General features: G+C 61.1%; 14 protein-coding genes. 4 read left to right on the top strand and 10 right to left on the bottom strand.

The features are described 5' to 3' along the window. Positions 1-4: 4 nt before the first annotated feature. Positions 5-2,155, bottom strand: a complete 2,151-nt coding sequence (locus H7C18_RS19470) for a YhgE/Pip domain-containing protein (protein WP_185130758.1) — start codon at positions 2,153-2,155, stop codon at positions 5-7. Between the two features lie 185 nt (positions 2,156-2,340). Here H7C18_RS19470 and H7C18_RS19465 point away from each other — a divergent pair, with 185 nt between their 5' ends. Next, positions 2,341-4,401, top strand: coding sequence for an elongation factor G (locus H7C18_RS19465; RefSeq protein WP_185130757.1), 2,061 nt, complete (start codon positions 2,341-2,343; stop codon positions 4,399-4,401). Positions 4,402-4,966: 565 nt separating this feature from the next. Then, positions 4,967-6,004, top strand: a complete 1,038-nt coding sequence (locus tag H7C18_RS19460; protein WP_238357811.1) for an alpha/beta hydrolase — start codon at positions 4,967-4,969, stop codon at positions 6,002-6,004. A 7-nt stretch (positions 6,005-6,011) separates the two neighbouring features. Here the strand turns inward: H7C18_RS19460 and H7C18_RS19455 are convergent, their stop codons facing one another. Genes H7C18_RS19455 through H7C18_RS19430 form a run of 6 tightly spaced genes read right to left on the bottom strand, consistent with a single transcriptional unit; the run spans position 6,012 to position 14,467 of the window. Then, on the bottom strand, positions 6,012-6,866 hold the full coding sequence (locus H7C18_RS19455; RefSeq protein WP_185130756.1) for a diguanylate cyclase domain-containing protein: 855 nt from the start codon (positions 6,864-6,866) through the stop codon (positions 6,012-6,014). Between the two features lie 5 nt (positions 6,867-6,871). Next, positions 6,872-8,938, bottom strand: a complete 2,067-nt coding sequence (locus tag H7C18_RS19450) for a cellulose biosynthesis cyclic di-GMP-binding regulatory protein BcsB (RefSeq protein ID WP_238357810.1) — start codon at positions 8,936-8,938, stop codon at positions 6,872-6,874. Positions 8,939-8,958: 20 nt separating this feature from the next. Continuing rightward, positions 8,959-10,209: a glycosyltransferase family 2 protein gene (locus tag H7C18_RS19445; protein ID WP_185130755.1), complete on the bottom strand. Its 1,251-nt coding sequence runs from the start codon at positions 10,207-10,209 to the stop codon at positions 8,959-8,961. Further along, complete coding sequence (locus tag H7C18_RS19440; protein ID WP_185130754.1) at positions 10,196-11,779, bottom strand: hypothetical protein; 1,584 nt, start codon at positions 11,777-11,779, stop codon at positions 10,196-10,198. The genes H7C18_RS19445 and H7C18_RS19440 overlap by 14 nt, the downstream gene beginning before the upstream one ends. Before the next feature lie 12 nt (positions 11,780-11,791). Beyond that, the gene (gene wsfD / locus H7C18_RS19435) at positions 11,792-13,303 is read right to left on the bottom strand and encodes a glycan biosynthesis hexose transferase WsfD (RefSeq protein WP_185130753.1); all 1,512 of its coding nucleotides are present in this window, start codon (positions 13,301-13,303) and stop codon (positions 11,792-11,794) included. A 27-nt stretch (positions 13,304-13,330) separates the two neighbouring features. Beyond that, complete coding sequence (locus H7C18_RS19430) at positions 13,331-14,467, bottom strand: glycosyl hydrolase family 8 (RefSeq protein ID WP_185130752.1); 1,137 nt, start codon at positions 14,465-14,467, stop codon at positions 13,331-13,333. A gap of 276 nt (positions 14,468-14,743) precedes the next feature. Between H7C18_RS19430 and H7C18_RS19425 the strand changes: the two genes are divergently transcribed. Further along, a complete protein-coding gene (locus H7C18_RS19425) occupies positions 14,744-15,193 on the top strand; it encodes a MarR family winged helix-turn-helix transcriptional regulator (RefSeq protein WP_185130751.1) in 450 nt (149 codons plus the stop codon). A 36-nt stretch (positions 15,194-15,229) separates the two neighbouring features. Beyond that, the gene (locus tag H7C18_RS19420; protein WP_185130750.1) at positions 15,230-18,436 is read left to right on the top strand and encodes an efflux RND transporter permease subunit; all 3,207 of its coding nucleotides are present in this window, start codon (positions 15,230-15,232) and stop codon (positions 18,434-18,436) included. Between the two features lie 499 nt (positions 18,437-18,935). Here H7C18_RS19420 and H7C18_RS19415 read toward each other — a convergent pair whose 3' ends face one another. From H7C18_RS19415 to fumC, 3 genes are all read right to left on the bottom strand, one after another. Next, positions 18,936-20,180, bottom strand: coding sequence for a CynX/NimT family MFS transporter (locus tag H7C18_RS19415; RefSeq protein WP_185130749.1), 1,245 nt, complete (start codon positions 20,178-20,180; stop codon positions 18,936-18,938). A 21-nt stretch (positions 20,181-20,201) separates the two neighbouring features. Continuing rightward, a complete protein-coding gene (locus tag H7C18_RS19410; protein WP_185130748.1) occupies positions 20,202-20,891 on the bottom strand; it encodes a FadR/GntR family transcriptional regulator in 690 nt (229 codons plus the stop codon). A gap of 136 nt (positions 20,892-21,027) precedes the next feature. Beyond that, on the bottom strand, positions 21,028-22,416 hold the full coding sequence (gene fumC, locus H7C18_RS19405; protein ID WP_185130747.1) for a class II fumarate hydratase: 1,389 nt from the start codon (positions 22,414-22,416) through the stop codon (positions 21,028-21,030). Positions 22,417-22,518: the final 102 nt, after the last annotated feature.

The following is a 22,518-nucleotide window of genomic DNA, read 5'->3' as shown; positions in this document are numbered from 1 at the left end:
AGGTTTAGTGAATAAGCCGGCTCTCCCGCGCCTTGGCGACCATGCCGGCCGTCAGCCGTTCCATCGGCCGTTTCAGCGCGAGGCCGAGAACGAGCGCGCCGGCGGCGAAGGCGCATAGCCGGACGATGTCTTCGAAGGCCGCGTCCCACAGAATGCCGCCGACCGCTTCCCGCATGAGGCCGATGCCGTACGTGAACGGCAAAAAAGGATGAATGGCGCGGAAGAACGCCGGCGCGAGCTGGATCGGGAACGTCCCGCCGGCCCCGCCCAGCTGCAGCACGAGCAGGACGATGGCCATCGCCTTGCCGACGTTGCCGAAGACGGAGACCAGCGTGTATACCATCAGCATGAACAGCAGGCTGAGCCCGACTCCGAACAGGATGAACCAGCCCTTGGCGGCAACGTGCGTTCCGAGCAGCCAGATATCCCCGAGCGTAACGATCAGCGACTGCACCGCCGCCAATGTGGCAAAGGTGAGGTACCGCCCGAAGTATACGTCATGGGTCCGGTAAGCCGCGCCGGGCTCGTGCACGTCCACGGACAGCAGGGAGACGAGCAGCAGCGCCCCGACCCAGAGCGACAGCGTCGAGAAGAAGGGCGACATCGCGGAGCCGTAGCCGCCGACGGGGAACATCTGGTTTTCTTTCAGGACGACCGGTTTGGCGAAAAATTCGCTCTGCCGCTGCGCATTATGCCGCAGCAAGGCGATCAGCTCGCGCAGGTTGCCTTCCTGCCGGAACGCGCGGATCTTGTCCGCCAGCTCCCTGACTTTCTGTTCGGCGGCGGGAAGCTCGGCCCGGATGGCGGCAAGGCCCTTCGTTCCGACGGCCAGCCCTTGCGACGCGCGATTTAAAATATCCTGCACCTCGGGGAGGGCCTGAACGGCTTCCGCGAGCGCCTTCTGCGCGTTGCCTGCCACGGTCCCGGCCTGTTGGACGGCCTGATTGACGCGCGGGACGACGACGGTGTCGTAGCTCCCGATCCAGTCATCCAGCCGGCTGCGCGCTTGCTCGGCAGCGTTCGAGGCCCGGTCGGCAAGCTCCTTGGCCGGCGTCTGACCTTGCGAGACGGCGGTTTCCAGCGCTTTCAGCGCCGTCGCCTCGTTGCGAAAGCTGTCCCCGGCCTCCTTCAGCTTGGCGATCGGGCCGGCAAGCGGATGAGCGGACGCGAGGGCATCGACCTGTCCGAGCAGATCGGCGATCCGGCCGATCGCATCGGCGGCGGCCCCGGCCCGGTCGGCTGCGCCGGCCAGCGCCGCGCGGGCGGCTTGCGGGTCCGCGCTCGCGTTCGCCAACAGATGAGACGCGTCGGCCGCCGCGCCCGCAAGCCCGCGGAGCAGGACGAGGTCCTGCTTGATGCCGGGGGCAAGACCGCTCAGCGCGGCTCCGACCTGCTGCAGAGCGGTTTGCGCTTTGCCTGCCAGAGCCTGGCCGTCCGTGACCAGCTTGGCGGCTTCCGGCAGGCGCCGGCGCGCCGTCCCGACGATCCCGTTCAGCTTCTCCAAGTCCAACTGCGCCGTGTCCGCGGCCGCGCGGATCTCCGGAAATTTGTCCTCCAATTCGAAGATCAGCGACTCCAGCTTCTCGATCTCCGGAAGATTCGCCTCCAATTCGCTTCCTACCTGGTTAAAGATGTTGAAAATAATGCCGTTCGCCGTCTCCACGAACCGGCTGCTGACTTCCTCCACGATGCCGGTCGCCCCGCTCGACGTGATCTTGGGCGCAATGGCGTTGATTTTCTCGTTGACGTAATAATCGATCTCGGCGGCTTGCGGCGTCTCCTCCAGCACGGTGGCGAGCCGGGCCGAAAATTCGGGCGGAATGACGATGGCCGCATAGTCGTCCCCGTACTTCACTCCCCGCATCGCTTCCGCTTCGTCCTTGAATTCCCAGCCGATCTTCGGATTCTGCCGAAGGGCGGCGACGACCTCCTTGCCGACGTTGACCGGCGTTCCCCGCACGGTGGTGCCGGCATCCCGGTTCACCACCGCGACCGGCAGCCGGCCGGTCTGTCCATACGGGTCCCAGGACGCCTCGATATTGAACCATGCATAGAGCGAAGGCAGCGCGGCCAAGCCGGCGATGATGACGGCGGCGGCCGGATTCGTGACGATCCGGCGAAGATCGCCGGCATAAATTCGGGCGATGGCTTTCATGGGAGTCTCCTTGCCTGTAAGTTCTGGCGCTGCTTCTTACTATTTCCCGGCGGCGCTTCGAAAATTGACTCCGGGAAGAGATGGCGTACAATGGACGTAGAACTTCAGGGGAGAATCGCGACTGCGTCGGGGGCGGGGAAACCCGCTGCCGCAGCCGCGGCAAGACCGGACAAGGGGATAAGCGAATGAGCGGAACGAGCGAGGCCGGCTTGGGGCGGCCCAGGAGGAATATCGGCATTTTCGCCCACGTGGATGCGGGCAAAACGACGACGACCGAACAAATCTTATACCGCAGCGGCCGGATTCGCGAGCCGGGCAGCGTCGACGAAGGGACGGCGCAGACCGACTGGCTGGACGTGGAGCGGGAACGGGGCATTTCGGTAAGAGCGGCGGTCACGCGGTTCGAATGGCGGGGCGTCAGCGTCAACCTGGTGGACACGCCGGGGCACGTCGATTTCCTGTCGGAGGTGGAACGGTCGCTGCGCGTCATGGACGGCGCGGTGCTGATCGTCTCCGCGGCCGAAGGCGTCCAGGCGCAGACGGAAGTCGTCTGGCACGCCTTGCGGGAGATGGGCATTCCGACGCTGCTTTACGTTAACAAGCTGGACCGGATCGGAGCCGACCCGGCGGCGGCCTTGGTGCAGATTCGCCGCCTGCTGTCTCCGGGAGCGGTGCCGGTTCAGGCGCCGATCGGAACGGAGGCGGCTTTCGGCGGCTCGATCGAGCTGCTGCCGGAGCAGGGGGAGGCCGGGATGTCGGGCGGATTGTCTGTCTCCGTTTCGGCTACCGATTCGGACAGTTCCCCCTGGTACGAGCCGTTTCGTCGCCTTCTGCACGAAGCGGTGGCCGAGCGGGACGAGGGGCTTCTGCAGCGGTACTTCGAGCTCGGTGAGCTGACGGATGCCGAGACGGCCGCCGCGTTCGAGGCCAATGTGCGGGCTTCGGAGCTGTACCCGGTCCTGTTCGGCGCTTCGGGCCTGGGCATCGGCGTCGAGCGGCTGATGGACGCGATGGTCCGTTGGCTTCCGGCTCCGGCGGGAGACCCCGACGCGCCGGTGTCGGGACTCGTGTTCAAGCTGGAGCGCGATCCGGCGATGGGGCGGATCGCGTACGTTCGCCTGTTCGGCGGCACGATCCGCAACCGCGACACGGTCCGCAACGATTCGCTGGACGCGCCGGACAAGGTGACGCAAATCCGCAAAATCGACGGCCGGCGTTCGGAGGACGTCGGGGTGCTGGAGGCCGGCGATATCGCGGCGGTATACGGCTTGTCCCGGGCGCGGATCGGCGACATTCTCGGCGCGCCCGAGGGCGTTCCCGGCGAGCGGCGGCTGGCCGTTCCGCTGCTGACGGTGCAGGCGCGCTGGGGGAGCGAGGCGGAGTATCCCGCCGTCGTGGCCGCGTTCCAGGAGCTGGCGGACGAAGATCCGCTGCTCGATCTGCAGTGGCTGCAGGACGAGCGCGAACTGCATTTGAAGGTGATGGGGCCGATTCAGATCGAAGTGCTGACGCATGTCATGCACAGCCGTTTCGGTCTGGACGTGACGTTCGGCGAGCCTTCCGTCATTTATAAGGAGACGCTGGCCGGGGCGGGCGAAGGCTACGTTGCCTATCTGGCGCCGAAGCCGTGCTGGGCCATTCTGCGCTTTCGGATGGAACCGGGCGAGCGGGGCACCGGCGTGCGGTACGAATCGGCCGTCCGGCCGGAGCATCTGCTGGAGAGCTATCAGAACGAGGTGGCCCGCCGGGTGCCGGAGGCGCTGCAGCAAGGGCTGAAGGGTTGGGAAGTGACCGACTTGAAGGTCACGCTGGTCGAAGGCGAGCACCACGTCTGGCATACGCACCCGCTCGACTTTGTCGTGGCCACGCCGATGGGCATCATGAACGGCCTGGACCGGATCGGAACGAAGCTGTTGGAGCCGATTCTGCGCTTTAAGCTGTCGGTTCCGGAAGAGTTCGGGGGCAAATTGATGAACGAGCTGATGCTGATGCGGGGCTCTTTCGACAGTCCGGTTCTCGAACAGGGGAGAATGGAGCTCGAAGGGACGCTCCCGGTCGCGACCTCGCTTGATTTTCCGGCACGGCTCGGCTCGATGACCAAAGGACGCGGCGTGCTGTCCGTCTCGTTCGACGGGTACCGGGATTGCCCGCCCGACGTTGACGCGCGGCGGCCCCGCCGCGGCGTCAATCCGCTCGACCAAGCCAAGTACATTCTTGCGACGCGCAATGCGCTATCCTCGCAATAATAAGGGCAAGTCGGGCATCTAGGACAACAGTCTTTAGACCCTTACCAAATAAGAGGTCGCACTTAAATCAGTCTGTCGCCCGAAAAATACGGGATTTGACGGACTTTTTCTTTGATTCGCGCACGTGGAGCCAGCTCCAAACCTCGAGCGCCGCGCAAAGTGCATCCCGTGCACTTGGAGCTCGCTTCCCACTCCCGAACGCCGCGCTAGGTGCATCTCGTGCACTTGGATCCCGCTTCCCGCTCCCGAGTACCTCGCTAAGTGCATCTCGTGCACTTGGATCCCGTTCCCCGCTCCAGAACGCCGCTCTAAGTGCATCCCGTGCACTTGGATCCCGTTCCCCGCTCCCGAGCACCTCGCTAAGTGCATCCCGTGCACTTGCAGCAGCCCGCTATCCCCCATTGACTTATCAGAGTAGAGGTCGATCCCGATCGGCTGCCCGGCCGCGGGAACGTAAGCCGATAAGCGGCAGGGAAAGATGGAGCTTGCTGTATGATCGGGCGCCTGATCGGGCCAAACTAGGGGGGATTTGTTCGCAAGGGGAAGCGTTGGGAGGACAACAAGAATGACTCGAGGCTGGATGATCGTTCTCGTCGGAGCGGCCGCTTTCGCCGCGCAGATCGTATTGTTTAGCTTCAGCCTGTATCGGCTTGCGATACAACGCAACCGCAAACCGTTCCTTGCGACGGACCCCAACATGCCCAAAGTGGAGGACGAGCGGATACGGCAGATCGGCGAATGGTTCCGAAGCCAGCCGTTCGAGCCGGTAGAGATCGCGTCGGAGGAAGGGCTGAAGCTGCGAGGCCAATATCTCGAGCCGGAAGAGCCTTCGGACCGTGCGATCGTTCTCGCTCACGGCTATTCGGGAAAAGGCGAAGACATGGCGTACTTCGCCAAGGAATACAAGGAACGCGGGTTCCGGGTGCTCATGCCGGACAATCGCGGGCACGGGCAAAGCGAAGGGGCGTATATCGGATTCGGCTGGCACGACCGCAGAGATTACGCTGCCTGGATCGACTATTTGATCCGCCGGATCGGACCGCAGGCCCAGATCGTGCTGCACGGCGTGTCGATGGGGGGAGCGACCGTGCTGATGACCGCCGGAGAACCGCTTCCCGAGCAGGTCAAATGCGTCATCTCGGACTGCGCCTACAGTTCGGCGGTCGGCATTCTGGCCTATCAATTGCGGCAGATGTTCCGGCTTCCGCCTTTCCCGCTTCTTCCGCTGACCAGCATGATCTGCAAGCTGAGGGCGGGCTTTTTCTTCGGCGAAGCGTCGGCGGTCCGGCAGCTCCGGCAAAGCCGCCTGCCGATTCTGCTCATTCACGGCGGCGACGACACCTACGTTCCGACGGCGATGGCCGCCGAAATTTACGATGCGATTCCCGGCGACAAGGAGCGGCTGATCGTCCCGGGAGCCCAGCACGGCATGTCGATCCTTACCGATCCCGAAGCTTACTGGGAGACGGTTATGGGCTTTCTTCGCAAATATTTGAACCACGGCGCCGCCGCCTTTCCCGCCCGCGAGCCGGTCCAGCGCGGCGCTCCGCTTTCCGCTTGGGTTCCGGCCTGGAGCGGTCCGCCTACTCTTCGGAAAGAGTAAGGAGCCCTTACACGTCGTATTCCAGCTGCTTCCTTGCCAGCGCCAGAAATTCCAGCGGAGACTGGGAGGTCTCGGGATCGAACTGATAGGCTCCGATCCGCAGGTTCAGTTCCACGTTCCTTTTGCTTCTGTCCATGCTCTCGTTCATCTCCCGATTCCGCTGCCGAAGCCGCTCGATGACCACATTCGCGCCTTCCCGGTCGGTGAACAGCAGCAGCCCCCAAGTCGGATTATCGCTGTTCAGCATATAGAGCGAATCGTTGTTGCGAATGCTCGACAGGCTGAACTGGGTGATGGCGTAGACCGTTTCGGTCATCTGTTCCCGGGTGATCAACCGCTGAATCTCCTCCCAGTATTTGACGCCGATCACGACGAGCGTCAGCGGAATTTGATAGCGGGTCGACAGCGCGATGAACGTTTGGGCGTCTTTTTGGAAAGACAAGTTGTTTTTCAGATCGGTATGCTCGTCCATGGTGGCCAGCGAGCTGTTCAGCTTTTGAAGCCGTGCGTTCTCGTTTTGCAGCTTGTGGTTCGCTTGAGTCATCATCCAGGTGATCAGGGTGAGCATCGGGGTGAACAGCAGCCAGACGTAGTTTTGCGCGCTGACGAGCGCCCCTTGGACCACCGTGGTGTACAGAACATACGTGCCGTATCCGAAAATGAACAAGATGTTCAGAATAAGTCCTGTGGTAACGTTCGTGAAATAGGTGATGATGGCGATCAAGAACGCTACGTTCAGGAAAATAATATTGTACATGTAACGATCGGGATCCCCGGCCATGTACACGATGCAGATAAAGGAGAAAATAAACAGCAGCAGATAAGCCCCGTCCGACAGCAGTCCGCCCTGGTTGCGTCTCATCGCGCCTACCCCCTTCTCTTCCGGTGTTTGCGAATCATCAGAATCAACGACACGAGCACGAGTACCATGACGGCGACCGCCGCAGCGGTGAAGGTCAGCGCGTCCTTCCGCTGCAGAATATTCTGCACGACGGGGGCCTGATCGGTCTTCTCCAGCTTGAAGCGGTAAGCGGCGGTATGGCCGTCCTTATCGGTGACGGCGGCGTCGCCGTATACTTTCCACATCTCTGCCTGGCTCGCGATCAGCTTCGACGCCAGGTAGACGTACTCGTCGTCCGGCCCCGTCACGGCCAGCAGCCCGTGCCCGGACGCGTACGGAGAATCGATCAATTGCAGCGAGCCGAGCCGCTGGCCGTAGGTCTCGTCAATGCTCATTTTCTCGTTGGATACGAACCCGCTGCCATCTCCGTTATATTGGAAATACAGCTTGCCGTTCTGGTCGCGGATCACTTTATTGTTCCGGTAGGAGCCGATCGCGATCAGGTTGAATCCCGCCAGTTCGTCGGCCGAAGCGCCGTCCTCCAGGAACGCGACTTCCCCTGTGTTGCCCTCGGCATATTGGCCGAGCAGGTTGAACAAATTGCCGATGGCGCGGTACGTGTAGTCGCCGCGGTCTTCCGGCAGCACGACGCCGACGTGGTTGTAAATGCCGTCCCTCAGAAAAGGATAAGGATAGTTGTTGAACAACAGCTCCGTCCGATCCTTGGTATTCAACTGCAGAACGGATTCTTTGTCGATATAGGCCCACGGCATATCGGATTGCCGGTCGGCGCAAGTCGTGTTAAGAAGCTCGAGGTCGAACGCGACCGACACCGTGAAGTTGCCGGACAGATCCATGTTCTTCGGAATCGTCAAATTCAACGTGTCGCCGTCTGCCAGTTCGGAGGTCAGCTTCTTGCTGCCGATCGGCTTGTCGTTGATCAGCACGGTCACCATCGAGCGATCGAAGTCGAGATTCCGGGCGTACCGGAAATTCAGGCTCAGCTTGCTGGCCTCGGCGATAGAGCGGTTGGCCGGCAGCGCGATAAAGTAATTTTGCGCAAGGTGTCCGGGACCGGTCAGCTTGTCCCCGCTTGCGGTCAGATTCGTAATCTTCGCAATGGCGACAGGCGGAGTATCGGTGTCGGTTGCGGTTGTGATCTCCTTCGCGCCTTCGCTTTGCTGCGACAGGAGCGCCGGATTGCCGACGAACCTTCCGGCTTTGACCAGCAGATCGGGATTGTCGGAGGTAACGACCAGCGTCGGCTGGCTGTCCGGGCGGACGAGCCGGACGACGGCTTTGTCCGCCAGTCCGGAATCGCCGATTAGAGCGGACAGTCCGGCCGGCAGACGGCTGCGCAGCGCGACGACGACAAGGAGCTTCTTGCCGGAAGCGTCGTCGTCGCCCGCGGCTAGAAGAGGGATGCTGCCGCCGCCCGCCGTTTGGGCGAAGCCCGAGAGGGCGTAAACGGCCGCCTCCAGCTCGGAAGCTTCCGCGTCCTTCGGCACGACGATAGCGCCCTCTTCGCCTGAGATCGCATCCGGGCCGGTAAAGCGGGCGTTGAAGTCGCCGATCGTGCCGGTAAGAGGCAGCGCAACGTACCGCACGGTAACGGCGGACGTTTTGAACAGCTCGAGCCAGTTCTCGCTCTCGTTGTTCGGCGTGCAGATCTGCAGGTCGTCGCCGGTCGTGAGGTTGCCCTCGACGGTCAGCGTGTTGGCGCCGCGGACGAGGACGCTGCCGGGCACGTCGATGACCAGATGCTGCCTTTTCTGTCCGTCCGCGACCGGACGGAAGGAAGTGACGGCCGTGCCGTTGACGAGAACGGTGACGCTGGACCGGTTATTCTGCGTCAGCGGCGAGGCCAGATAGTCCAGCGAGACCTGGACGCCTGTTACTTTCCAATAAGATAAAATTTGGAAAAACTGCTGCTGCCGGGACGAGCTGCCGTTCAGCGAGATATCGGCGCTTGCGATTGGCGTGCGGTAGATCAGATCGCCGTTCGTGCCGCTAGTCTCCGCCAGGGCGGCGCCGGCCGGTACGAGCATGGCCAGCAGTACGGTCAGCAGCATGAGCTTCGCGAACTTTTTCAATTGGGAATCCCCCTTCATCTTCAGAAACGCTCGGTTTTGTACCATTTGGCTTCGCGCTTCAGCACCAGGTCTTTGAAGTAGTTGTATAGACCGAAAGCTGCGACGACCATCCATAATTGGCAGTAGGTGACGTACATCAGCATAATGATCCACAGATTGGACAGGTTCATCTCGCCTTTCTCCGTGATCAGCGTGATGTACGTCCCGACGACGAACAGAACGATGGCCAGCAGCCAGAGGAACGAGCTGAAGCTGGCGAGCGTAGTGGTCACGTAGCCGAGCGTGTGCAGCACGAGCAGTAGGTCGGATATGACGAGCGAAGTGACGAGCAGAAAGTAGATGGCGATAAAATACAAGATGTCGAACCGGATGCGCGACGCCGATCGTTTGAAGAGCAGCGGGATGTTTTTGACGATGACGTAGACGTTGCCCTTCGCCCACCGGGACCGCTGCTTGAACCAAACTTTGAGCGTCTGGGGTTCTTGTTCCCAGGTGACGGACTTGGGCTGGAACTTGATCCGGTAACCCATCAGATAGATGCGGAAGCTGATTTCGGTATCCTCCGCGATCGCCTTGACGTCCCAGCCGCCGATCGCCTCGATGATCTCCCTGCGCATGATAAAGTTCGTGCCCGGAATGGTGCACAGCTTAAACAGCCGCCAGCGGCCGGCCTGCGCCATCCACTGGAAAGACAGCGTTTCGACGTTGATGAAGCGGGTCAGCAAGCTCGCGTTGCGGTTGCGCGTCCGGAATTTGCCGATGACGGCCCCGAGCTTCGCGTCCGCCGAGATTTCGGCCGCCAGATAACGAAGCGCGTTTCGCTCCGGCGTGTTGTCCGCGTCGTAGATGGCGATCAGCTCGCCCTTGCTCCGAGCGAAGCCGATGTTAAGCGCGTTGGACTTGCCTTTGCCGCCGTTCGTCTTGTCCGTGTTGATGACGATCAGATTCCGCCCGAGGTGCCTGTCCTGAATCTTAGCGAGCAGTTCGGCGCTGTTGTCCGAAGAGTTGTCGTTGACGACGATGATCTCGTAGCGGTCGTGCGGGTAATCCAGAGCCAGAAGCGCCTCTACGGTCTGGACGATGACCTTGCCTTCGTTGTGCGCCGGAACCATGACCGAGACGAACGGGGCTGTTTCCGGCAGAGCCGGAACCGGCAAGTCGTCGGTCTGAATGTAGAAAAGATAGCCCGCGATCGTCAGCACGACGTTCACCAAGAGCAGCGACCAGATGCAGATGACCGAGATCAGCATCAGAATGTCATAAGGCGTCATTGCGGCCTCCGAAATGATAAAATTTGCGTTTGTAGCGGCGGTAGCCTAGGAACAGGAATAGGAAGAAGAGACTTAGCACCGCGAGGAAGACTACCATCAGAATCCGGTTCTGCACGCTAAAAAGCTTTTTGAGGCTCACGTCGGCTTGCTGCGTATAAGCGTAATCCCCGTCCACTTCCTCGGAGGCGCCGTTCAGGTCCACGCTCTTCCCGTTCACGAACAAAACGCCGCCGCCGGAATGCGTCTCCCGGTTTTCCGTCTGCACGGCATGAACTCCCGACTTGTAATCGGCGAACGGAATCCAGCTGTCCGACAGAGCCGCTACGGAATCGTCCAACTGCGCTTCGTCCCGGAAAAAATCGAAAGTCAGCGCGGTCTCCATCGGCAGCGGCTGCCGAACGGGGCCGCCCTCCGGCCGGTACTGCCGCAGCTGCTCGAACGGAATGCTGAAGGGCGAAGACGCGAAAGGGACGGTCGCTCCCGAAGCGGAGATCCCCAGCTGCGGGTCGTTCGGCTGCAGAAACACCGAGTCGAAAAATTTCATTCCCGCAGACCGGTATCCTTCGTCGTAAGCCCAGAACAACGGGGCGTTCATGCCGAGCGGAGCGATTCCGTTATCCGCCAGCAGGTCGAGAAAACCGGTCATTTTCCCGCCGAGCGACCGGTCGTCTTCGGTGGAAGTCGCGGCGACCGCGGGAGCGTCGACCACGACGGTACCGTTGCGCGACTGCGCGTAAGCCAGAGCCTGGAGGTACCGCTTCATCGCCGGATAATCCGTGTTGTAAAAGACCGGCTTGACGGCGATCAGGAACGGAATGCCCGCTCCGTACAGCTTGTCCGCCATCGATCTCAGCAGATGGAGATCGGAGAACGGATAGATCTCCTTGATCAGTACATACATACCCGGATCGCCGGAAGCCTTCAACCAATCTTTCAGCAAATCGGCAAGCGCGATCTCCGTCAGGGTGCCGCTCTCCAGATCGGAGGCGTAGGCGACCGTTCCGTCCGAGACGGCATAGGGAGATGCCGCTCCGGTGCTCTCTGGTATGACTTGGCCGTAGGCTTGCCCGCCGGCACCGGCGATGGTGAAAGCGTCCGTCTCCGGCATGCCGGGCAGTAGTTGGCTGTAACCGCCTGCGGTCAGGCGATAGGCGGCAGACGGGGACGAAACGACGCGCAGGGCCAGCCGGTCCCGCACCCTCTTCGGGATATCTGTTCCGCCGATCTGGAGGTAGCTTCCGCCGTAGGCGGCCAAATCCCGGATGTAGTCCGGATTGCGCGGCTCCAGGTCGGGGGCGTTGCGGACGACCAGGACCCGGTCATAAGCCGACATTTCTCCGGAGCGGTAGTCGTCTTCCGATTGAACGGTCACGGCCTGACCGAACGAGGCGAGCAGCCGCTGCAGCGTCTCGATATTCCCTTCGTGCGGCGTGGACTTGGCTTCGCTGTCGTAAAGCAGCAAGGCCCCTTGCTGCGCCGCGGCGGCGCTCGCCGGTCGGCCGAAGCCGGAGAAGGAGACGACGGTTGCCAGAGCCAGCACAACAAGAGGGATCGTTCGCCAACGTATCATGCTATCCCTCCTTCAAGCTTCGGCCGCGCGGACGGCGACCGGCACGCGGCGCCACAGCCGGCCGAGCATGACATCGGCGACGGTTACGAAGGTGACGAGATCGAACGCGGCCGTAAAGGCGAATTCGTGCTTGCCCAGGTCGGCGTCGCCCGCGCCGACGATCGAGATCGCGATCCCTGCCAGACCGATCGTCATCATGAGCAGCACCATGGGCAGACGGAGCGCCTGCCGCCGGTCCCTGGACCGCAGAGCGGCGATAAACGAGGGCAGGTAGAGCCCGGCGACGATCAGGATCCAGAGGAAGATAAAGCCGAAAGTCTTCGGAGCGAGCGTCATCTTCAAGAAGCTGTACAAGCTGAAGAAATGCGTATGCGCTCCGAACGCTTTTCCTTCCGCCCGCTCGTAGTTGCCGATGGCGGGAGGGCGGGTGGTGAACGCGTCTTTGGCGGCCAGGTTCAGCATCCTCATCGCTTGGTCGGGATGGGCGATATAGTAGGCGAGAACCGAGCCGAAGCCGAATTTGCCGTAGAACTGCTGCAGCATCAGATTGGAATTGACGTCTACGGTCGTATACGGTTCGTAATAGATCGTGCCGCTCAGCAGCGAGAACTGCGGATCGATGCCGAGGCTCTTCAAGGATTGCTCCGGATCCTGGGAATCGGGCAGCACGCCGCGGGTGACGGCATGATACTTGTTGATGTTGACGAATTCCTGGGGGATCAGCGCGTACGAAGCGACCCCGGCCAGCAGAAGCAGAGTCATGCCGCCGCCCGCGGCAATCCTCCAGGTACGGCTTCGCCGGACGAATACGGCGAATAGGCCGGCCAGCGCGATTAGGACGCCCATAGGCGCGTTCTGCTGTTTGCCGGTCGTCAGGATCAAGGAGCAGACAAGCAGCAGCGCCAGCATGACGTAGTCGTTGTATCTTCCGCGATAGAGAAGCAAGCCGCAGGCGAAGATGAACATCATCATGACGAGCATCAAACCTTCGCCGTAGAAAGAATTGAAGTAAGCCGTATACGCGGTATCCCCGAACGCCAGCACCGCGATTGCGGCGACCGCGTAGCCGAGCTTGGCCGGAGCCTTCCAGGTCAGGCTCTCCACGAGCAAGTAGACGGCAGCCGTATACATGGCCAGATAGATCGCGGCCAGAAAACGGATATCGAACGTCTTCGAGTCGTAAAACCAGATGTTCAGCCAAAGAGCAAGCTTAATGAAGAGCGCCTGCGAAGAAGTGAGAGTGGCGCCGTTCTCGTTATAATACTGGAAAATGCCGTAATGTCTGACGAAATACCCGAAGTAGCTGCTATCGTAATCCGGCGCATTGAAGTAGATGCCGTTGCTGTACAGCGCTCGGAAATAGTCTCCGTTGTCGGCCATGCCTATGTACGGCTTTACGAACAGCGCGATGATCGCGATGATAAGGACCGCGCCCGCCGCGAAGACGGCAGGGGTGATGTGACGAAACGACGCATGGAAGAAAAGGCGGAGCCGAACGGCAGAAGGGGCCGATACCCGATTCATTGCGTTAACACCTCGATTGCGAATGCCTCATTGAGAATAATGGTAAGCAAGCAGGGCCGTCAGGTTGTCGAAGGAATAGGCTTGCCCGGCGACGGGATCGCCGAATCCGCCGTAGAGGGGGCTGCCTGTATCGGTAACGCGGAAGGATTCCATCCGTTGCAGCGCGGCATCGCGAAGTTCCGGGTCCTGGACGACGGAGCCGATCATCGCCGCGATGGCATAGAGGGCAGTGGAACGAATATCGTTCTGCGCTTCGCCGGCAGCGTTATACCGGCCGTACAGCTTGTCGGCGAGCACTTTCTCCTTCAGAAAGGAAATGCTGGCCGGGTGCTCGAGCCCCGCCTCGGACAGCGATAGAATCGTCAGCAGGGACTCTACGGTCTGAATGCCGCCTTCCGAAGAATAAGTTCCTTTCTCGTAATCGTAGCGGCCGGCATAGAACGGGAACCGGTCGCCCAGATAACCGCCGGTCGCCACGCTGCGCATCGAAGCCAGCAGATCTTGTCCGCCGGGCACGCGGTCCGCTATCAGACCGAGCGTCGGCAGGTCGATGTAGCACAGGGTGACGAACGAATTGTTCGTGCCGTATTTCTCGTCGTAAATGTCGTACATGCGGCCGTCCCGGACGTTGTGCGAGAGAAACCTGGCGGCATACCGGTCCGCTTCTTGCGTATACTCATCCCAGCCGAAAGCCTGACCCGCCTCATACAAAGCTCTGATGATCCGCAAGTCGTCGACCGCCGCGTTCAGCGGATAAAGCTTGCCCGTAGCGGGACTGAATCGGTAGCTGAACGCGGTCTTCATATCGAAAACGGACCGGGCGAGCCGCCAGGCGTCGTCGAAAGCCCCGCGTTCCCCGCTCAGCGCCTCATAGCGCATCAGCAAGCCGGCCGACTCGCTGAGGACTTCATGCCCGCTTGCGGCCTCTCCGTTCTGGTCCGTCTCGATCAGGTTGGTATAAACTCCCTCTTTGCCGGACAGGACGGTCGTGACGAACCGTTCCAGGTCCAGACGCTTCGGGTCGTCCGAAGCGTTCTCGTGCCGGACGGCAGAAGGCTCTGCCGTTCCGCTATCATTGGGAGCGGAAGCCCTGCCGCAGGCGCCGATCAGCACGGCGCAGATCGCCAGATAGAGTCCCGTCAACGTCAGCCGGCGATAGGTCATGGCGACGGCTCCTTCGCAATAATCGCTCCAAGTCACTCTACATTACTTTAACCGATCAAACTGAACATTTTCTAAAAAATACGCCAAAAAATCGATATTTGTCGAATAAATAGTACTTATACACTATAATTTAGCCTTCAATTTTTTTCATCAAGAAACTTTGGGTCTATTTTTTGGGCTAGCGGCTTCTTTCACTGAAGTGAATGATTTTTCGGATCTTGACAAAGTTCATGTATAAAACTATTCTACAGTAAAACAGTTAGAGGATGAAACAAAATGGACAACGCTTTGCTGAACCAGCTTATCGATCGATACAAAGAGGCCATGTTTACGGTCGAACGGCGTCTGCACGTGCTGCTGCGCGAAGCGATGCCGGAAGAGCTGACGCTGGAACAATACTGTATCCTGCAGTACGCCAAGTCGCGCGGGCGCTGCACGTCGACAGAGCTGTCCGAGCTTCTGTCGGTCGGCAAAAGCTCGATTACCGCCATGATCGGCCGGCTGTTCGATAAGCAGCTGATCCTGCGGATTCCGGACGACAAGGACCGGCGGGTTACCTATCTGGAACTGACCCTCGACGGAGAGCGGTTGACCCGAGAGGCGAACGACAGCATCGCCAAAGTGCTCAGCGGGTACTTGCTTCATTTCGACGAGGCGGAAGCGACGCAGTTCATCGAGACCTACGAGAAGCTGGCCCAGGCGCTGTCGCTGCCGACTCAGGAATAAAAAGAGGCCGATCGGAGAGCGGAGGGAACGAAGTAGATGAAGACGATTTTGCGAATGAGGTGGCTCGTGCTGGCCTTGTGGCTGGCGGCGGTCGCCGCGCTGGCGCTTACGGCGCCGAACATGGCCGATCTGGTCCGGGAGAAAGGGCAGATCACGGTGCCGAACGGCTACTCCTCGTCCAACGCGAACGAATGGCTGAACGAGATGAGCGCCCAGGATGACAGCGGCTCGAAGGGCCAATCGACGGCGCTTGTTTTTCATAGCGACCGGAAATTGACGCAGGACCAGCTTGACGAGATCAAGCAAGGAATCGAATCTCTAAAGGCGCAGGGGAGCCAGTTGGGCGTGACCGGCGTCACCTCCTCTTTCGACAATCCCGAACTGGCGGATCAGATGGTCTCCAAGGACGGCAAGACCGTGCTGGCGCTGGTGAACGTGGACCTGGAAGGCCGGGAAGCGTCCGCGGTCAGCGATTCTCTGTACGACGCGCTCAGCACCGTGAAGGTCGAGCATTATTTTACGGGCGGCTGGATGATCGAAGAAGATGTCGTCCAAAGCTCGGAGAGCGGGCTGAAAAAGACGGAGCTCATCACGGTCGGCTTCATCCTGATCATTCTGTTCGTCGTGTTCCGTTCCGCGATCGCGCCGTTTATCCCGCTGTTCGCGGTCGGGATCAGCTACGTGGCGGCTCAGTCGGTCGTATCGTATCTGGTTCGGTACCTCGATTTTCCGCTGTCCAATTTTACGCAGATCTTCATGGTCGCGATCATGTTCGGCATCGGGACCGACTACTGCATCTTGCTGATCAGCCGCTTCAAAGAAGAGCTGGCCCACAATGGCGGGGACAAGACACAAGCGATCCTGACAACTTACCGGACGGCCGGGCGCACGGTGCTGGTCTCGGGTCTGGCAGTGCTCGTCGGCTTCTCCGCCATCGGATTCTCCACGTTCGGGCTGTACCGGTCGGCCGTCGCGGTGGCGGTCGGCGTGGCGGTGCTGCTGATCGCGCTCGTCACGCTCGTTCCGTTCTTCATGGCGACGCTCGGCAAGGCGATCTTCTGGCCCTCCAGAGGAGCGCTGGAGCACAAGCCGAACGCGATGTGGGGGGCGCTGGGCTCCTTCTCGCTGAAACGGCCGCTCTGGGCGCTCGTCGTTCTCGCGGTGATTCTCGTCCCGTTCCTGAGTATGTATAAAGGCACCATCTCGTTCGACTCCCTGGACGAGATCGGCAGCAAGTACAATTCCGTCAAAGCGTTCAACGTGATCGCGGACAGCTTCGGCCCGGGCGAGGCGCTGCCGACGACGGTCGTGCTAAAGTCGGATAAACCGCTTGATTCCTCCGAAGGCTTGGCGGCGATCGAAGAAGCGACGCGCGAGCTGGGCAAGGTGGACGGCGTGGAGGCGGTCCGAAGCGCGACCCGGCCGACCGGCGAAGCGCTCGGCGATTTCCAGGTGTCGAACCAGGCAAGCGCGCTGGACGACGGCCTGACCCAAGGGGCGAACGGCATCGGGCAAGTGGCCCAAGGGCTGTCGGACGCCGGCAAGCAGCTGGAAGGGAATGCATCCAAGCTGAGCGGGGCGGCTTCCGGGGCCCGACAGCTGGCGAACGGCACGGAAGATTTGAAGAAAGGCATCGACCAGCTCGGCGACGGGCTGAAGCGGATCGAGCAAGGACTGAGGGACGGCTCTGCGGGAGCCGGGCAGCTGAAGCAGGGGCTTCGGGACGCGAAGGCCAGCGCCGACAAGCTGGCGGCGGCCGGCAAGGAGCTGTCCGCCAACTACGCCAAGCTGGAGAGCGGCCTGGGGACGTTGTCGAAGAGCTACGGCGACCTCGCCGCTTCGCAGAAGTCTCTCGTGAGCGGCTTGGCCGATCTGGGCCAAGGACTGGGAAGCCTGGCCGACCAGCATCCCGAACTTCAGCAGGACGACGGGTTCAAGCAAGCCCAGAGCGCATTGTCGCAGCTGCAGACGAACGCGTCCGGCATTCAGTCCGGCCTGGAGCGCCTGAACGGGCAGCTCGCCGGCGTGACCGCCGGGCTGACCCAGGCGAACGGCGCGCTGAGCCAGGCGGCCGCGGGGCAGGCGAAGCTGGCGGCCGGGCTGCAGACGTTGGCCGACGGAATCGCTTCGCTGCAGAGCGGCATCGACCAGGCGGCCGCCGGGCAGGGTCAGATTATCGCGCAGATTCCGGGCGTCTCCGGCGGAGCCGATAAGATCGCTTCCGGCCAGAAGGAGCTGGCCGACGGCTTCATACAGCTGAACAGCCAGCTGGATCAGCTGACAAGCGGGCTGAATCAGAGCGTGGACGGCTTGAACCAGGTCACGAGCGGCTTGTCGTCCGCCCAGGGGTATCTCGGCCAATTGTCGTCCGGTTCGAACGGAGAACTCGGCGGCTGGCTGGTCCCGAACGAGGCGCTGCAGAACGCCGATTTCCAGACCGCGCTCGATACCTACCTGTCCAAGGACCGCAAGCTGGCCAAGATCGACGTCGTCTTTTCCCAGAATCCGTACGCAAGCGAGACGCTGGACCACGTGGATGAACTGAAGGCGGCGGTCGACCGCGCCTTGAAGGGCTCCGCGTTCTCGCAAACGCAAGTGTCGATCGGCGGCGTGTCCAGCATGAACAACGATCTCCGCCACATCTCGTCGGGCGACTATTCGCGGACCGTCATTCTCATGCTGATCGGGATTGCGCTCATTCTGATCGCCTTGTTCCGTTCCATCGTCATCCCGCTTTACATCATCCTGTCGCTCATCGGCACTTATTACACGTCGATGGCCATGACGGAGCTGATCTTCGTCCGCATCCTGGGGCACGCGGGAGTGACATGGACGACGCCGTTCTTCGGCTTCGTGCTGCTGCTTGCTCTCGGGGTCGACTATAGCATTTTCCTGATGGACCGGTTCCGGGAAAATCGTCACTTGCCGCCGCAGGAAGCCATTCTCCAGGCGATGAAAAGCATGGGCTCGGTCATCCTGTCCGCAGCCGTCATTCTGGGAGGAACGTTCGCGGCCATGCTGCCGTCCGGGGTTATGACCCTGCTTCAAGTCGCGACGGTCGTTCTGTGCGGATTGTTCCTTTATGCGGTCGTCATCCTGCCGCTTTTCATCCCGGTCATGGTCCGCACGTTCGGCGAAGCGAACGGGTGGCCGTTCATGAATCGCCAAGGCCGCGACTCCTCGGACGGTTTCGCGCCGCCCGTTCCTTCCGCCCGCTCCGATGCCGGCAGGATCAACGGATAATGCCAATGAGATTATTGAGAAAAGAACCTCCAAGCCCGGAGAATCTTCCGGAGCTTTGGAGGTTCTTTTTGCTCTTAAAGGGTGAGCTTGCTTGGCAAGAGAGTAACCACATTACTTACATGGGCGGATAAACGATAGACGGTGGGCAAGAGAGTAACCACATTACTCACATGAGCGGAAAAGCGGCCGACAGCGAGCAAGGGTACAACCACATTACTCACATGGCCGGAAAAACGGGCGACGGCGAGCAAGAGAGTAACCGCCATACTCCTAAGGAATTCAAGAGACGCTATTCAAGCCAAAACGACGATTTGCAACACGTAACGAATCTGTAAGACCTTATCGGGCAAGCGACAGCCCTATTCGTGCTATTCTGGAACCGATAAGATCGCTCAGATTCTTTAAAAGCAAATCTCCGCTGTTTTGGGCCTGATAAGAGCTTAAGGATTCGTTACGCGGAGCCGATTGGCTTTGGAAGCACAATCGCCTGAACCGGCGGTCACATGCCGGTCTGCTCGGCAACAGAACCGACGCCGGCGGGGCGAACCTTCCGGTCGCGGCCGGACGCGAGTCCGAAGCCGAACAGGCAGACGGAGAGGGCGACCAGTACGGCGAGCGGCACCGTCCAGTTGCCGACGGAGTCATGGAGCAAGCCAAGCGCGATCGGACCGACGGAAGCGAGCAGATAGCCGACCGACTGGGCCATGCCGGACAGCTCGGCCGATTCTTGCGCTTGGTTCGTTCTTAGCGAGAAGAACAGGACGGACAAGCTGAAGGCGGCGCCGGCGGCAATCCCCAGCAGGACGACCCATACGGAAGCGAGCCACACCCGATCCCCCGCCAGCCATAGCCCTCCGTAGCCTATGAACAGAAGAAGGGCGATGGCGCCGGCAAAAACGTCCTGGCGACGATAACGGGAAGCCAGGATCGGAATAAGGAAGGTGGCCGGCAGGCTGACGAACTGCATGAGCGACAGCAGCCACCCCGACGTGGAGCCGGAGATGCCGCGGCTCTGGAGAATTTCCGGAAGCCAGGAGACGTTGATGTAGAACAGCAAGGACTGCAAGCCCATGAACAGAGAGATCTGCCAGGCCAGCTTCGAACGCCAGATGCCGGATGCGGCGGTCTTATGACGGCCTGCGGGGAAGGCGGTCCCGCGGGCTCGCAGCTGCGGCAGCCAGACGATCGTCGCCATGGCGGACAGAAGCGCCCAGCAGCCGAGCGAGCCGCGCCAGCCCCAGCCGGCGGATTCGGCCAGCGGAATGCTGAGGCCGGAGGCGACCGCCGCCCACAAGTTCATAGAGACGGAATAGAGGCCGGTCATCGGCCCCAGTCTGGCTGCGAAGTCCCGTTTGATCAAGGCCGGCACCAGGACGTTGCCGAGCGCGATGCCCATGCCGATCAGAGCGGTACCCGCAAACAAGGCCGATACATGGGAGAAGGTGCGGAGCAGGATGCCGGCCGTAATCAGGAGCAAGCTTGCCAGCAAAGTCGTTTCCATGCCGAATTTGCGGGCCAGACGCGGGGCGATCGGCGACAGCAAGCCGAAAAACAGCAGCGCCAGCGTCGTCAGAAAACCCGCCGCCCCGTTCGACAGGCTCATATCTGCGCGAACGTCCCCGATCAGCGGGCCGAGGGAGGTAATCGGCGCTCTCAAATTGGCGGCCAGCAGCAGAATGCCGACCAGCAGCAGAACGGAGCCTGCGCGCGCCGGACGTTGAGTTCGATTGCGAATGCGATTCATGATGGCGATGTCTCCTTATTCTCAAACGAGGTGGGATCTCGAGACGGATTGCCTGGACAGCCGGATATGCTCGCGAACGGCTTGGGCCGCCGCTTCGGGATTCCGCTCGAGGATGCTCCCGATCAAAACGGCGTGAATCCGTTCGTGCTCCTCCAGCTCCTCTCGGGTGCGGGCGATGGAGACGGAAGCTTCCAAAGCCTCGCTCAGATGGTCGTAAAGCTCCATGAGCAGCGTGTTGGACGTCGCGCGGACGATCTCCCTGTGAAGGTTCGTATCGGCTCGCACGAAGCCTTCCTCGTCTTCGGCCCGTGCCGCCTGGCGGAATTCGTCCAGGCGCCGGCGCAGCGCGGCGGCGTCCTCTTCCGTTCGGCGCTCCGCCGCCAGACGGGCGGCTTCCTGTTCCAATGCCGAACGAACTTCGAGCGTCTGCAGCAAGTCGGACTTGCCGAACCTTCGTCGAAGGGCCGGACCCAGCTCGCTGGTCGAGACGACGTACGTTCCGTCGCCCTGCCGGGCTTCCAGCATGCCGGCGTGAATGAGAGCCTTGACCGCTTCGCGCACCGTATTCCGGCTGACGCCGAGCTGGCGAACGAGCTCCGGTTCCGGAGGGATTTTCCCGTGAAGAGGCCATTCCCCGGACTGGATGAGCCGGTCCATCTGAGCGACGATCTGGTCGGTTAGGGTGAGGCGCGTAGCATTTTGAAGAACCATCGGCGATTCCTCCAAACATAGGATGATTGGTTCATTATATCATCTGGCGGGCAAAAGTAAACGGGAAAAGAAATTTTTCTAAAAATAAACGCGCAAAAAAAGGGCCGGCGAACCGGCCCCTGCCCTTGCCCTTGCTTCAATTCAGCTTGCCGACCATATCTTCCGGCTTCACGTATTGCTCGAATTGCTCCTCGCTCAGCAGGCCGGTCCGGACGGCGGCTTCCTTCAGCGAGAGGCCTTCCTTGTGGGCCAGCTTGGCGATCTTGGCCGCGTTCTCGTAGCCGATATGCGGGTTGAGCGCGGTGACGAGCATGAGCGACTGCTCCAGGTTGCGGCGGATGACCGTCTCGTTCGGTTCGATGCCGACGGCGCAATGCTCGTTGAAGGAGCGCATGGCATCGGAGAGCAAGCGGACCGTCTGCAGGAAATTGTGCAGGATGACCGGCTTGAACACGTTCAGCTCGAAGTTGCCTTGGCTGGCGGCGAAGCCGATGACGGCGTCGTTGCCCATCACCTGGCAGGCGACCATGGTCAGCGCCTCGCACTGGGTCGGATTCACTTTGCCGGGCATGATGGAGCTTCCCGGCTCGTTCTCGGGGATGGTCAGCTCCCCGATGCCGCACCGCGGGCCGCTGGCAAGCCAGCGCACGTCGTTGGCGATTTTCATCAAGTCGGCGGCCAACGCCTTGAGAGCGCCGTGGGCGTACACCATCTGGTCGTGGCTCGTGAGCGCGTGGAACTTGTTCGCGGAGGAGACGAACGTCTTGCCGGTCTCCAGGCTGAGCGTCTCCGCGACCTTGTCGCCGAACGAGGGAGGAGCGTTGATGCCGGTGCCGACGGCCGTTCCCCCGATGGCCAGTTCGGCTAACGACTTGGCACTTTCGTGAATCATCAGGCCGGACCGGTCGAGCATCGCCCGCCAGCCGCTGATCTCCTGGCCGAGCGTAAGCGGGGTGGCGTCCTGCAAATGGGTACGGCCGATTTTGACGATCCGGCCGAAAGCTTCCATCTTCACCCGCAGCGTCTCTTTCAACTCGTCCAACGCGGGCAGAAGCTGATCCTCTACGGCGATCAATCCGGCGATATGCATGGCGGTCGGAAACGTATCGTTCGAGCTCTGGGACCGGTTGACGTCGTCGTTCGGGTGCACTTTCTGCGAGCTGCCCGCTTTTTCCAGCAATTGATTGGCCCTGCGGGCGAGGACTTCGTTCACGTTCATATTGGACTGCGTGCCGCTGCCGGTCTGCCAGACGACGAGCGGGAAGTGCTCGTTCCAACGGCCTTCGTACACCTCGTCCGCCGCTTCGGCGATCGCCTGCGCTTTCTCCGGATCAAGCGTTCCCAGCTCGCGGTTGACGTTAGCGGCCGCCTTCTTGAGCAAGGCGAAAGCGCGAATCAGCTCCAGCGGCATTCGCTCCGACCCGATTCGGAAATGCTGCCGGCTCCGCTCGGTTTGCGCTCCCCACATCGCATCGGCGGGGACTTGGATTTCTCCCATCGTATCGTGCTCCGTGCGAAATTCCATGATCGATCCATCCTCCCGTTGATCTCATGAGTACCCTTCATGCATTCTTACCCTTCGCCGTTGTTTTATTGCGCATCCGTAGGCAGATATTCCTTGTTTTGC

The organism is Cohnella zeiphila, assembly GCF_014212055.1.
In the GTDB taxonomy this organism is placed as follows: domain Bacteria; phylum Bacillota; class Bacilli; order Paenibacillales; family Paenibacillaceae; genus Cohnella; species Cohnella zeiphila.
This window is presented reverse-complemented; position numbering and strand designations above follow the sequence as displayed.